General features: G+C 60.6%; 10 protein-coding genes. 7 read left to right on the plus strand and 3 right to left on the minus strand.

Annotation, left to right across the window (positions count from 1 at the left end; all coding sequences use genetic code 11):
• The first annotated feature begins 69 nt into the window (after positions 1-69).
• The 3 genes from DHV10_RS15410 (at position 70) to DHV10_RS15420 (ending at position 4,385) form a co-directional block, all read left to right on the plus strand.
• Entirely contained in the window at positions 70-2,283 is a 2,214-nt protein-coding gene (locus DHV10_RS15410) for a S9 family peptidase (RefSeq protein WP_109487284.1), read from the plus strand.
• Complete coding sequence (locus DHV10_RS15415) at positions 2,283-2,675, plus strand: nuclear transport factor 2 family protein (RefSeq protein ID WP_109487285.1); 393 nt, start codon at positions 2,283-2,285, stop codon at positions 2,673-2,675. The genes DHV10_RS15410 and DHV10_RS15415 overlap by 1 nt, the downstream gene beginning before the upstream one ends.
• 330 nt (positions 2,676-3,005) lie before the next feature.
• On the plus strand, positions 3,006-4,385 hold the full coding sequence (locus DHV10_RS15420) for a DNA polymerase Y family protein (RefSeq protein WP_109487286.1): 1,380 nt from the start codon (positions 3,006-3,008) through the stop codon (positions 4,383-4,385).
• 63 nt (positions 4,386-4,448) lie between these two features.
• Here the strand turns inward: DHV10_RS15420 and DHV10_RS15425 are convergent, their stop codons facing one another.
• On the minus strand, positions 4,449-5,600 hold the full coding sequence (locus tag DHV10_RS15425) for a lactonase family protein (RefSeq protein WP_109487287.1): 1,152 nt from the start codon (positions 5,598-5,600) through the stop codon (positions 4,449-4,451).
• Between the two features lie 222 nt (positions 5,601-5,822).
• On the opposite strand from DHV10_RS15425, the gene DHV10_RS15430 reads away from it, so the two are divergent.
• From DHV10_RS15430 to DHV10_RS15445, 4 genes are all read left to right on the plus strand, one after another.
• Positions 5,823-6,341 (plus strand): RNA polymerase sigma factor, encoded by a 519-nt coding sequence (locus DHV10_RS15430; RefSeq protein WP_109487288.1) that lies wholly within the window; start codon positions 5,823-5,825, stop codon positions 6,339-6,341.
• Positions 6,331-6,699 (plus strand): hypothetical protein, encoded by a 369-nt coding sequence (locus DHV10_RS15435; RefSeq protein ID WP_109487289.1) that lies wholly within the window; start codon positions 6,331-6,333, stop codon positions 6,697-6,699. The genes DHV10_RS15430 and DHV10_RS15435 overlap by 11 nt, the downstream gene beginning before the upstream one ends.
• A gap of 107 nt (positions 6,700-6,806) precedes the next feature.
• Entirely contained in the window at positions 6,807-7,439 is a 633-nt protein-coding gene (locus tag DHV10_RS15440; protein ID WP_109487290.1) for a DUF4252 domain-containing protein, read from the plus strand.
• Positions 7,440-7,447: 8 nt separating this feature from the next.
• On the plus strand, positions 7,448-7,918 hold the full coding sequence (locus DHV10_RS15445; RefSeq protein WP_162601572.1) for a hypothetical protein: 471 nt from the start codon (positions 7,448-7,450) through the stop codon (positions 7,916-7,918).
• Positions 7,919-8,063: 145 nt separating this feature from the next.
• Here the strand turns inward: DHV10_RS15445 and DHV10_RS15450 are convergent, their stop codons facing one another.
• Together DHV10_RS15450 and DHV10_RS15455 are read right to left on the minus strand one after the other, a co-directional pair.
• Positions 8,064-10,703 (minus strand): ABC transporter permease, encoded by a 2,640-nt coding sequence (locus DHV10_RS15450; RefSeq protein WP_109487292.1) that lies wholly within the window; start codon positions 10,701-10,703, stop codon positions 8,064-8,066.
• An 18-nt stretch (positions 10,704-10,721) separates the two neighbouring features.
• Positions 10,722-13,346 (minus strand): ABC transporter permease, encoded by a 2,625-nt coding sequence (locus DHV10_RS15455; RefSeq protein ID WP_109487293.1) that lies wholly within the window; start codon positions 13,344-13,346, stop codon positions 10,722-10,724.
• Between the last annotated feature and the right edge of the window lie 2 nt (positions 13,347-13,348).

Consider the following 13,348-nt stretch of genomic DNA (forward strand, 5'->3'; position numbering starts at 1 on the left):
GGGTAAACTGGAGCCCGGCACAGCTCACAGACCTGATCCCAAGGGTGGTGGCCGCCTGAAGGAGGTTCCTTGAGGTCTCTTCTCTGCTGGCTTGCGATTGCTTCGACTGCGGTGGTGTTGCCTGGGTTCGGAGCACAGGGGCAGGAGCCTGCAAATGAGTTGACGGTGGAGAAGATCTTCGGCCACGGGCCGATGACCGGGACGCCGCCGAGCGGTGTTGCGTGGTCGCCCGACGCGCAGCACCTGACGTACATCGATAATCGCGAGCTGATCGAGATCGATGCGGGAGTTGGAAAGCCGCACATTCTGGTAGGCCACTCGAAGCTGGCTACGCTGCGCGCCAAAAGCGATGTGAACGAAGAGGACAAGGATCACCGCCAACGGTACGGGATGGCCAGCTATCTGTGGGCTCCCGACTCGAAGCATCTGCTCTTCGACTCGAATGGAAGCCTCTGGTACTACGAATTGGGCAATGGGACGGGCGTCGATATTGGAACGACGGGTTCGGCGGCGGGGGACGATCCGAAGTTCTCGCCGAACGGAGAGTTTGTGTCGTTTGTGCGCAATCACGGGCTGGCGATTGTGCCGCTGCGGAGCGCAGATACGCCGACGATTACGCTGGCAGGATCTCCGAATGCGAATGTGCTGAATGGCGAGGTGGACTGGGTGTACCTGGAGGAACTGGGAACGCGCAGCAATTACTTCTGGTCGCCTGACTCGAAGAACATCGCCTACCTGCAGACGCTGGAAGAGAACGTCCCGGAGTATCCGCTCACGGATTGGATCCCTACTCATGCGAGTGTTGAAAAACAGAGGTATCCCCAGCCGGGAGATCCGAATCCCGACGTGCGACTGGGAGTAGTGAGCGTGAAGGGCGGCAAGACGGCCTGGGTTCACATCCCGATCGAGCAGGGCCAGGACTACATTCCACGGTTTGGGTGGGTGGATCAGAAGACGCTGTGGGCCGAGGCGTTGAGCCGCGACCAGAAGCATCGCAGGATTTATTTCGCTGATCCTCGGATGGGTACGGCGCACCTGGTTCTCGAAATCAACGATGAGAAGTTCGTGAATGAGTATATGGATGTGTTTGTCGCGCACGGGTACATTGCGCTGACGAGTTGGGAGGATGGGCACAACCACATTTATCTGTACCGGTATGACGAGGGGAAAACGGATTCGACGCGCGCGACGCTGGAAAAGCAGCTGACGAAGGGAGACTTCGATGTCGCGGAGATCTATCGCGTCGATCCATCGCGTAAAGAGGTGCTGTACTCGTCGAACGAAAGCGATCCGCAGGAGCGGCAGGCGTGGCGCGCAAGCTTCGATGGAGAACGGAAGCAGTTGACGGAGGGCGCGGGTTTTCACGATGTGCAGTTTGCGTCGATGGGCGGAAATTATGTTGATAAGTTCTCAACGAGAAAAAGCCCGCCAGTCGTGAAGATGTGCGGTGTGGGAACGGCATGCGTGGCATTCTGGGGCTCCAGCCCAGTGGAGGGGCTCGCTCTGCGCGCTCCGACGCCGATCGAGGCGAAGACCAAAGACGGAACGGTTCTGTATGGGACGCTTCTGATGCCCGCAGATGCTGCGGGGCCGGGGAGCGTACCGCTGATTGTGAATCCCTACGGCGGTCCGTATGTGCAGACGGTTGTGGATCGCTGGAACGATTCGGTGTTGTTCGATGAGCTGCTGGTTCAACATGGGTTTGCGGTGCTGCACGGGGACAATCGCGGAATGGGTTTTCGTGGACGCGAGTTCGAGCAGGCTGCGTATCACAACTTCGGCCCGGTGCAGCTGGAAGATCAGCTGACGATGATTGACGCGGTGCTGGCGCAGCATCCGGAGTTGGACGGGCAGCGGCTGGGTTGGTGGGGCGGAAGTTGGGGAGGCACGTTCACGTTATATGCGATGACGCACTCGGACCGCTTCAAGGCCGGCGTGGCGCTGGCACCGGTGACGGACTGGCGCGATTACGACTCGGTGTACACAGAGCGCTATTTGAGCAGGCCGCAGGAAGATCCGGAGGGCTACAAAGACTTTTCAGTGGTGAATGCGGCAGCGAAGTTGAAGGGGCGGATTCTGCTGGTGCATGGGACCGGGGACGATAACGTGCACCTGGGGAACACTGTGCAGTTTGTGCAGAAGCTGATTGAGGCAAACGTGCCTTACGATCTGCAGATCTATCCGCGCAAGACGCACTCGTTTGCGGGGAGCGACGTGCGCGTACATTTGTACGGACGCATCCTGGCGCACTTCGAGGAGTACCTCAAGGAGGCGCAGGACTGATGAGCAGCGAACAAAGCGAAGAAGACGCGCGGGAAGAACTCCTCCGACTGGAGTTACAGCTGATGGAGCCGGAGTTCCGCCGCGATCGGAATCGAGTGGCAGAACTGCTTGCGCCCGATTTTGTGGAGTTCGGCTCGTCTGGGACCATCTGGAGCCGCGACGGGATACTTTCGCTTCTCGAGATGGAAGTAATTTACAGTCGGCCCGATGTGAGGGATTTTGTATGCCGGATGTTATGCGATTCGGTCGCTCTGGTTACTTACAGGACCGTTCATGCGAGCGTTGACGCGCGCGAGACGAAAGAAGTTGTGCGGAGTTCGATCTGGAGGAAAGATGGTGCGGGATGGCGCATCTGCTTCCACCAGGGAACGCGAATGACGGCGACTCCTTAGTCTGAGGGAGCCGCTATAGTTCGTGGCGGCTGAAGAACTCGTCTTTGTCGCGCTTTGGGCAGTTGGTGCATTCAAGGCAGCAGACGAGTAACACCGCTACACCCAGTGTGACCAGAATGGCCAGCACACTCGCGTAAGAACCGATGATTTGAGTAATCGAGTGCATATCCCCAGCTGGGCTGTCCGAAACAGCCTAAAACTTAGAACCCTTGGCGAGTAAAACGGTTTCGTTGTCAGATTTGTGGCAGCCCAAGTCTACCACTTATTGAGATGACCAAGACGTGACCGTTAGTTGTAAATGGGAGAACAAAGAGCGAATATAAAGGATCTATGGAATCAGGCAGTGGAAATCCGGGAACTGAATCGACACGGGACGATTGGCCCGAGGGGACGGTGCCTCATCCGGGCGAGAGGAATGTGCCGGATAGGAACGGGGGAGCCCCGGCGGTCAATTGGCTTTTCGTCGATCTGAATTCCTACTTCGCGTCGGTTGAGCAACAGGACAGGCCGGAGCTTAGGGGCAAGCCGGTGGGCGTGGTACCGATGCTGGCGGACACGACGTGCTGCATTGCGGCGAGCTACGAAGCGAAGGCGCATGGAGTGAAGACGGGGACTATCGTCGCAGACGCGAAGCGCATGTGTCCGAACATGGTGTTCGTCGAGGGAAGGCATGAGCTCTATGTCGACTACCACCACCGAATTGTGGAGGCGGTGGAGAGCTGCGTCCCGGTGACCGCGGTGATGTCGATCGATGAGATGGCGTGCCGGCTGATGGGGCGGGAGCGGCCGCTGCTGTCAGCGCTGGAGCTTGGGCGCAAGGTGAAGGCCACCATCAAGGAGAAGGTGGGGCCGATGCTGAGCAGTTCGGTGGGCCTCGCGACGAGCCGCTATCTGGCCAAGGTGGCGAGCGACATGGAGAAGCCGGACGGGCTGGTGGCGTTGACCCTCGACATGCTTCCCGACGCGCTGCGCAGGCTGGGTCTGCGCGATCTGCCAGGGATCGGCGTGCAGACGGAGAAACGGCTGAATGAGAAGGGCATCCACACGATGGATGACCTGTTGGAGCTCGATTGCGAGCAGGCGGGTGAGATGTGGGGATCGGTGTGGGGGCAGCGGCTGTGGTACTGGCTTCGGGGCGAAGACTTCGAGATGTCGGAGACGGAGCATCTGAACTCCATCAGCCACTCGCATGTGCTCTCGCCGGAGATGCGGACGCCGGAGAAGGCATGGGCAGTGGCGCACAAGCTGCTGCACAAGGCGGCGATGCGGCTGCGGTCGCACAAGCTGTGGGCAAGTTCGATCGGGCTTGCGGTCGGGTTCTCGGTGCCGCGCAACATGAATGCGCCGGTGAGCCGGTTTGGGGTGCCGACGCGTGGGTGGCACCACGAGATCCGGCTGATGGAGTGCCAGGACAATCAGACGCTGATCGGAGCGCTGTGCCGATTGTGGAACGAGAAGCCGAAGGGCAAGGGTTACGACCAACCATATTTTGTCGGGGTGAGCCTGAATGGGCTGGTGCCGGACAGGCTGCACTCGCTGAACCTGTTCGACTCGCTGGAGAACGCGAAGAGCCGGGCGAAACTTTTGCAGGAGATGGACCGGCTGAATCAGAAGTATGGGATGAGCACGCTGGCTCCCGCGACGATGCTGGCGGCGTACAAGGCTGCGCCGACGCGGATCGCGTTTCATAGTATTCCGGACTTGTTCTGAATGTCCGCTTGAAAGCAGAAGAGCCGCGCAGGGCGCGGCTCTCGGTTGAGTGGAGTGTGGAGATTAACGGCGTACGAGCGGCTGGACGATGAGGGACTGAGGGCCGCTGACGGCATAGGGCGAGCCGGGCGCGTGCGAAGTGTGCGTCGGGGTCACGGTGAAGACGTATAGCTTGTTGGTGGCCTGGCTGATGCCGTAGAGGTGATCGCTGTTATCCCAGAAGATCTGGCTGATTGGTTCTTTGGTGAGCAGGCCTGTGTACCTGGCCGCACCGGCACTCTCGTTGAAGAAGAAGACCTGAACGCCTTCCTGCCCGGCGACGGCGAGCAGCTTGCCCGAGGGGGACATCTTCATGTCGGTGGGATTGGCGATGAGCGTCGAGGGCATGTCGGCATAGGTGCTTTTGGTTCTGAGGACGCCTGACGAGCTGGCCGTGTAGGTTGCGATTTGCAGCGGTTCGTTGCTGCATCCCGGAGGGTTGGCCGGCTGCATGAGCACTGCGAGGTTGTTGTAGGGGTCAGCGGCGATGAGGTCTGGCACAAACCCGCGGAAGTTGGGAGGCGGGGTGGGCAGGTTCCCGAACGAATTGGGCAGATCCATGAGAAGCCCGTTGCTGCCGCGTTTAAACCCGTAGATCGTGTAGTACATGCAGTCGGAGTTCACGGCGGTGTAGGCGTACTTATTGTTGCCGGTGAAGAAGGCGGCGTTGTTGTCGCCGGGGAAGGCGCCGGTGATGTCTACGCCCAGGTAGTGGAGGTTTCCAGTGCTCTTATTGAGAGCGAACGAAGCGACACCCGTGTTGGAGCAGTCCGCCCTGAACTCCTGCACGTATAGCGAAGAGCCCGTGTGGTCGAAGAAGATCTGGTTGGCTGCGGGGCAATCTTCGTGCGGCGCATGAGTCGCGTAGTTGGTGGAAGCCTGATAGTGAAGCGTGCCGTCGGACTCGATTGTGAAAGTTTCGAGGCTGGGCTTGGAGCGGTTGACCGCGACGAGGTGGCTTCCATCGACGGCCATGTTCACAACGTCTTCGCGAAAGGGCGAGCCGAAGACTGGCTTGAGTTTTCCGTTGGCTTCAGCAGTGAAAGCGGTGACTTCGTTGGTGCTGCTGTTTCTAGGATTGTTGGCGACGTAAACGTAAGCCACTGCCTGGGAGAATGCGCTGCTGGCGACCAAGGCAAAGCTCAGGGAGGCAAAGAACTGCAAACTGCGTTTCATGGGGGGAGTCTCCTCTGGAGGGCAGACCCGCACACTGGCCCGGGTACTACTCACCTCATTCGAAACATTTTGCTCACTGGTGGTTGTATGCAGAGGCGGGAGCGTCCCGCCAAGTGGAAGAGGTTCCCAGAAAAGTTCACCTGAACATTTTTTCTTTCGCTCGCGTAGTTTCTGCATCCCGTTCCGCGATGTTCTGCGGATTAAAAGGTAGAAGCGAAACCGATGGCGCAGAGATGGCAGCCGGAGTTCGAGCAGCTGGTGGATGAACACCAGTCCATGGTGTTTTCGCTGGCGTGGCGCATGACCGGCGACCGTGGACTGGCGGAAGAGGTTGCGCAGGACGTCTTTCTGGAGTTGGACAGGCATATGGAGCGGATCGAGAGCCCGGAACACGCGTTGAACTGGCTGCGGCGCGTGGCGATGAGCCGGTCGGCCGACGCTCTGCGGCGCCAGCGGGTGAGAGGCGTTGACCTGTGGATCGAGATTGAGGATAAGCACGGGGCGCCAATCGAAGAGAGGCAGTCCCCGCTGGAGACGCGGCTGGAGCAATTGCTCTCGACGTTGCCGGAGGCACAGCGTGCGGCGCTTGTGCTGCGGTACCAGGAGGACATGACGCCGGAGGAGATTGCGGCGACAGTGGAAGCTCCGGTTGCAACGGTGAAGAGCAATCTGCACCGGGGATTGAAGCTGCTGCGGGCGAAGGCGACAACGCATTTGAAGGAGTACATCCGTGAACTTTGATTGGACTGATCGGCCGGAAAGAATCGACGGCTCCGAACAGGACCGGGAGTTCGAGAAGGAGCTGACGCAGGCGATGGTGCGGCGGCCCGCTCCTCCGGGATTGAAACGGCGGATCCTGCAGAAGCGGAGCGCGCGCAGGACAGAGCGTCACCACACGACGATGATCTGGTGGCAGAGATTGGCGGCGTCGCTGGTTGCCGGCGCGGTGCTGGCAGGCGGATTTGGGTGGCGACAGATGGAAGAGCGGCGCAAGGGTGAAGAAGCGAAACAACAGTTGATGACGGCGCTGCGGATTACGAATCAGGTATTGAACAATATGAACCGGAAGCTGGTGGAGCACGACCGGGACGACAAGTAGGTCGAACTGTTTCGTATCCCACCCTAACTGCAAAAGCGCGGTTAGGATGGGGCACCCAGAGATGAAGGTTGGACGCGGTGAGTGGATTGGAAGTTAAGGAGAGCTCGATGAAGAACAGGGTGGGAGGTTGGGTGTTGGCGCTGGCGGCGATGGCGGTTCCGGCGATGGCGCAGAGCGGGTTGCCGATGCCGTCGCCGATCGAGAAGGAACTCGCTGCGCGTGCCTCCAACGTGACCGAGGTGACGCTGGGAAAGAACATGCTGGGCTTCGCGGCGAAGTTTCTGGACGGCAAGGATAAGGACGATCAAGCGACGAAGCACCTGATCGAGGGTCTCGACGGGATCTACGTGCGGGAGTACGAGTTCGATAAAGAAGGGCAGTTCACGGCTGTGGACGTGGAGAAGCTGCGGTCGTACTTCGAGACGGGCGGCGAGTGGTCATCGATTGTGCGGGAGCGCGACAAGAAGAGCGGTGAGAGCACCGATGTGATGATGAAGATGGTGAACGGCCAGCCGCATGGATTGTTTGTTCTGGATGCAGAGCCGAAGGAACTGAGCATCGTGCTGATTCTCGGTCCCGTGAAGATGGAGGACCTGAGCAAGCTGTCGGGGATCGGCGGCCTTGGCGTGCTGGGCGATGTGGAAGGGAACGCGAACGGGAACAAGAACAAAGACAAGGATAAGGACAAGGACAAGTCGAAGGCGAAGTCCCCGCAGGGGAAGACCGGGGGTGAGGAATGAGAGAGCTGGTGCTGATTCCGATTTGCTTCCTGGCGCTGGCGGTTCCAGTGGTGGTGCTGGCGAAAGGAGTGTCGGGCGGGTTCGACCAGGTGGTGAATTCCATTGAGACGCGTTATCACGTGCACGCCGATCGCATCCCCGTGCTGGGGTTCGTCAGCCTGGTAGCGCAGGCGTCAACGCACGACGGAGTTCGCGGCCTGCACGTGGCCGAGATCGAGGACTTCCATGCCGATGTAGATGGAGAGGAGCTGAACAAGCTCGTCGCACAACAGCTGGGTTCGGGTTGGGAGCGCGTGATTCGCGAGACCAGCCGCAACGGCGGCGACCAGACGCTGATCTTCATGCGGCCTGAGGGCTCGCGGATGGGGATGTTTGTGATTGACCTGGGCGGGCACGAGATGGACGTGGTGCAGATGTCGGTGGATCCGGAGCATTTGAGCGAGAGGATTGGTAAGTATGAACATCATGAGAGGGATTAGGGATTAGGGATTAGGGATTAGGGATTAGGGATTAGTGAGTAGTGAGTAGTGAGTAGTGAGTAGTGAGTAGTGAGTAGTGAGTAGTGAGCAGGGAAGGGCTCGTCGAGCGGATGGCTTGGCGAGCCCGTTTGTCTTGGTTCGTTCTTCAGTCCTGGCGGAGGAGTTGAGCGGGGTTGATGGAGAGGGCGCGGCGGGCGGGGATCCAGGTGGCGATGAGGCCGATAAGGACCATCGACGCCACGGCGCCGAGGAGTACGAGCGGGTCGCGCGGGGATGCTTCGTAGACCAACGCGGCGAGCAGGCGACTGGCGAGAACGCCGAGGATCAGGCCGGCGAGCGATCCGGAGATGAGGACCAGGAATGGACGGGCAAGGGCGGCTCGGATGAGCTGTCCGCGCAGTGCGCCGAGTGCGATGCGAATGCCAAGTTCGCGCAGGCGGCGCGAGACGGTGTAGGCAGCCATGCCGAAGATTCCGGTGATGGCGAGCATGGCGGCGAGCAGTCCCATGACGCCGAGAGAGGCGGTGGCGATGCGTGCGGGGAAGAGGACGGGGGAGAGGCGGTCACTCCAGCCGCGGAAGTTGAATGGCAGATTGGGGTCGATGCTCGTGAGGGCGCGATTGAGGGCGGAGGCACTTTCAGCGGAGGAGAGATTGGAGCGAACGAGCACGTTTGTTGTCGCGTCTGGGATTTGGGCGAGCGGGAAGAACATGGCCGGGCTTGGGTCCTCCGTGAGCATCTCGTACTTGCCGTTTTCAACGACGCCGACGATCTCGTATTTGGTTTTGTCTCCACCGAGGAAGTGAAGTCCGACGGCGGGCCGGTCACCGAACATCTTGCGGGCGAAGGTGCTGTTGACGATCGCGACATTGGGCTTCTGCGGGCCATCATCCCAGGTGAAGTCGCGGCCTTGAAGCAGGGCGGTGCGGGCAGCTCTGATGTAGCCGGGCGTGACCTGGTAGACGCGGGGCGTCATGATGCTGTTGGAGGCGCGCAGGTCTGCTGTTCCTTCCTTGTAAACGGACCAGTTGCTGCCGCTGCCGCTGAGTGGAAGGGCATTGATGATTGCGACGTCGGTGACGCCCGGTATCTGCGAAACGGAATTGAGGATCTGTCGCTGAACGGGAAGAGCTGATTTGTTTGCGTATCCGGCCATATGCATGTCAGTTTGAGCGATCATCACGCCGCTGGGAACGAAGCCAAACGGGGCGTGCAGCGATCGGTTCATGCCGCGGACAGCGACGAGCGAGGCGGTGACGAGAAGCGCGCAGAGAGCGATTTGTATTCCGAGGAGCAGATCACGGAGCGTGATGCGATGGATTGCCTTTGCGGAATTTGATCCGCTCTTTAGAGCATCGCTGACATCCGTGCGCCAGACCTGTCGTGCAGGCAGGAGACCGGGCAGGATGCCGGCTGCGAGTGAGAGTGCCAGAGCAAGCGCGTAGGTGGTAGCGTCGGCGGCAACGGTGACGTGGATGGGGTACTCGGAGATCGGCTGCCAGTGGCTCAGAGCGCGGAGCATGAAGACGGAGAGCATAGTCCCCAGGAGGCCGCCAGCGAGGGAAATCAAAACGGCTTCGGTTAACAGTTGGCGAAGGATGCGCCAGCGAGAAGAGCCGATAGAGAGACGGATGGCGAGTTCGCGGCTGCGATCTGCGGACCGCGCGGCGAAGACACCGGCGAGGTTGACGCACGCGGCGGCGAGAACAAGCAGGGCGAGGCCCATGAGCGCGGCGAGAAAAGGCTTGGCAGGTCCGCCGAGGGTGTCGCCGAGCAGACCTGGCTTGACGAGGCGAGCGACAAGCGTGTCATCGTCGGTTGGGTTCTCGCGCTTCATCTGATGGGCAATTGCATTGAGGTTGTCCTGTGCCTGTCGCGCGTTGACGCCGGGCTTGAGGCTGCCGATGACGAAGATGCCGTGGCTTGAACGCCTGGTGATGAAGCTGTAGCCCTCGACCTGCTCTTCGTTCACCATGGGCATCCAGAATTCAGGCCAGAAGAAGAGCTCGGTTCCGTGGAAGTCTTTCGGCGCAACGCCAAGAATGGTGAAGGGGTGTTTGTTGAGGTCGACGGTGGTTCCGATCACGCGCGGGTCGGCGTTGAAGCGGTTGTGCCAGAGCGAGTCGCTCAGCACGATGTACGGGGCGGAGTTGGGACCGTGTTCGTCGTTGGGATGGAAAAAGCGGCCGATCTGCGGCTGAACGCCCAGCATATCGAAGTAATTGGTTGAGACCTCGAAGTTCCATGTGATCTGCGCGCTGCCCGCGGTGCTCAGGCCGGTCAAGCCCATGCGATAGGCGGCCATGTCGGAGAAGGTTGAGTTGCGCGCTTTGTAGTCGAGGAAGTCCGGGTAGGACTGGTTGTCGTCGCCGGGCTGCTCGTTGGCTATTTCCATCAACCGGTCAGGATTGGGAATGTTCAGCGGGTGCAGGATCATGGCGTTGAGAACGCCGAAGACGATGACGTTGGCGCCGATGCCGAGAGCAAGCGTGACGATCGCGGTTAAGGCAAAGCCGGGAGAGCGGCGAAGCTGACGCGATGCGTAACGAATGTCGCGCGTAAGACCGGCGAGGCTCAACGTCGTGTCGGATGCTGTCACGTGTTCCTTAGTCGCGGTGCGGTTGCCAAAGCGAAGAAGGGCTTCGCGGCGCGCATCCGCGGGCGACATGCCTTTGGCGAGATTCGATTCGATGCGGAGGTCGATGTGCGATTGAAGCTCATCGGCGATGTCGCGGTCCATTGCGGAGCGGCGGAAGAGATTGGTGAAACGGCGGAGGACGGACATGGGGAATCTCCTGTTTCGTTATTCGGAGCGCAGGGCCTTCATGGGTTCGACGCGCGATGCCTGACGCGCCGGGAACCAACTCGCAGCGAGAGCGATGCCGACGACGGTGATGGTGACGGCGGCAAATGTCATGGGATCGTCGGGGCGAACACCACGGAGAAGATTAGCGACGAGGCGAGCGAGTGCGAAAGCGAGGGCCAGGCCGATGACAAGCCCCGTGCCGGTGAGCCATGAGGCACGCCGGATAATCATGCGGAGCACGTCTTCTTTGGTTGCACCCATGGCGAGTCTTACGCCGATCTCGCGTGTGCGCTCGCCTACGAGGTTCGCCATTACGGCGAAAATGCCGATGGCGGAGAGAAGCAGTGCGATGAACGCGTCGAGCGCAAGCATCGAGTCTGCATATATGAGGCCGACGAGGTTGTCGCGAATGAGATTGCGATACGTCAGGACAGGGTCGAGAGGCACGGCGGCATCGATCGATGCGAGAGCTTTGCGAGCGGGTGTGGCGAGAGACATGGGCTCGCTCTTTGCGAACACCGTGATGACTGAGCCAGAGAGAGGCTGCTGGGCGAAGCTCGTGTAAACGGCAGGGGGAAGATCATTCTCCCAGAGCCCGTAGTTTGCTTCCTGTGAAACGCCGACGATGGTGAGCCAGGGTTGCGGAGTCTTGTTGTCGCCCAGCCTGATGCGGTGACCGATGGGACTGGCGCCGCTCAGGTAGAGATCGGCGAAGCGGCGGCTTACGATCGCGACCGGTGTGGAATGCATGGAGTCGCCCTGCGTGAAGTTGCGGCCATCGAGGATGGGAATGTGAAAGGCGTCGAAGTAGCCGGGTGTGACGGCGAGACGAACGGCAGTTTGAAGCTTGCCGGGAGCGGTGGGGCGGTTTTCGATAGTGAGGTCGAGCTGCCAGCCGGAGTCGGTGTAGGGGAGGGCTGAGGCGAGTTCCACTCGCGAGGTGCCGGGAAGGGAGCGAAGGCGATCGAGCGCGTTCGAATACCAGTCGGCTTGCTTTTCGGGAGTGTCGTAGCGCTTTGCGGGCAATTCGGGGTGCAGCGTGAGGATCTTCTCGGGCGAGTAGACGTCGGCCTGATGGAACATGGAACTCATGCCTTTGGCCATGAGCGCGGCGCCGATGACAAGCGCAACGGCGAGCGAGATCTGGGCAACGGCGAAGATGCTGCGGAGACGGCTGTGGCCTGTTGCCTGACGCGAGCCGGAGCGAAGCTGGTCGACAAGCCGGATGCGGAGCGCTTCGATTGATGGTGCCAGCCCGGCGACAATGCCGGAGAACACGGCGAGAAGAACGGAGAAGGTCAGAGCGCGGCCGTTGACGGAGATGTTGTCCCAGCCGGGAATGTAGCGGGCAACGCGCGCGGGCATGAGGACGAGCGTGAGGTGCAGGTAGATCGCCGCAAAGGCGATGCCGAGACCAGCGCCTGCAAGCGCGAGCAGGATGTTCTCTGTGAGCAGCTGTCGGATGATGCGCCTGCGGGTCGCGCCGAGAGCGGTGCGCATGGCGATCTCGGATCGGCGCGCGACGCCCCGGGCGAGCTGGAGGTTGGCGACGTTGGCGCAGACGACGAGGAGCACGAACATGGTGGCGCCCATGATGAGCTTGTAATAGAGCGGCGTGAGGTCGCCATTGATGTCGTTGAGAAGCGGCTCAATGTGAATGGTCCAGCCCTGGTTCGTTGCGGGGTAGGATTTCGAAAGTCGCTCGGAGATGATCTGCATTTCGGACTGCGCAGATTTCAACGTGGCGCCATCGCGCGCACGGCCGATGACGAGGTACGCGTGATCAGTGCGGTCGGAGAGCTGAGCAGGAGTCGGAGCGAAGGGCAAGAGCATATCGACGGCGGGCGGGTACTGCATGGTGCGGGGGAGCACGCCGATGATGGTGTAGTCGTGCTGGTCGAGCTGGATCTTCTGGCCGATGATGCTGGAGTTTGCGCCGAAGTGACGCTTCCAGAAACCGTAGTTGAGGACGGCAACGGCATCACGGCCGGGCTGGCACTCGCTCTGGTCGAACACGCGGCCGACAAAGGCTTGCGTGCGAAGGACGCTGAAGAACGAAGCGGAGACAAGATCGGCGTTGATCTGCGCGGCGTCGCCTGCACCGGAGAGGGTGTAGTCCGCGCCCTGAAGTACGGCGAGATCTTCAAAGGAGCGGTTCTGGCGCTGGAGATCGGTGAAGTCGGCGAGGGTGACTGGCTGCTTGCCGCGCTGTTGCTGCTCGGACAAGACCATGACGCGATCGAGTGCGGGAACGGCGAGAGGGCGGAGAACGACTGCGTCCATGCTGCTGAAGATGGCGACGTTGACGCCGATGCCGATGGCCAGGGTAGCGATGACCGTGAAGGTGAAGCCGGGTGACTTGCGAAGCTGGCGGGCTGCATATCGGATGTCTCGGCCGAAGCCGGCGAGAGCGAGGCTGGCGTCGAAGGCGGCTACGCGTTCGCGGGTGCTGGTGGGATTGCCGAAACGGAGGAGTGCGTCGCGGCGGGCTTCTTCAGGCGACATGCCGTCGGCGAGATTCGATTCAACGCGGAGGTCAATGTGCGATTGCAGCTCGTCGGCGATATCGCGGTCGAGGTCGCGCTGTCGGAAAAGATTGGTGAGTCGACGGAAGAGGGCCATGG

It is taken from the genome of Occallatibacter savannae, assembly GCF_003131205.1.
GTDB classification, from domain to species: Bacteria; Acidobacteriota; Terriglobia; order Terriglobales; family Acidobacteriaceae; genus Telmatobacter; species Telmatobacter savannae.

Excerpts from the sequence above, each read along its gene's own strand:
- DHV10_RS15415 (WP_109487285.1), top strand. The coding sequence starts at position 2,283 with ATGAGCAGCGAACAAAGCGAAGAAGACGCGCGGGAAGAACTCCTCCGA.
- DHV10_RS15425 (WP_109487287.1), bottom strand. The coding sequence starts at position 5,600 with ATGAAACGCAGTTTGCAGTTCTTTGCCTCCCTGAGCTTTGCCTTGGTC.
- DHV10_RS15455 (WP_109487293.1), bottom strand. The coding sequence starts at position 13,346 with ATGGCCCTCTTCCGTCGACTCACCAATCTTTTCCGACAGCGCGACCTC.
- DHV10_RS15440 (WP_109487290.1), top strand. The coding sequence starts at position 6,807 with ATGAAGAACAGGGTGGGAGGTTGGGTGTTGGCGCTGGCGGCGATGGCG.
- DHV10_RS15420 (WP_109487286.1), top strand. The coding sequence starts at position 3,006 with ATGGAATCAGGCAGTGGAAATCCGGGAACTGAATCGACACGGGACGAT.
- DHV10_RS15450 (WP_109487292.1), bottom strand. The coding sequence starts at position 10,703 with ATGTCCGTCCTCCGCCGTTTCACCAATCTCTTCCGCCGCTCCGCAATG.
- DHV10_RS15430 (WP_109487288.1), top strand. The coding sequence starts at position 5,823 with ATGGCGCAGAGATGGCAGCCGGAGTTCGAGCAGCTGGTGGATGAACAC.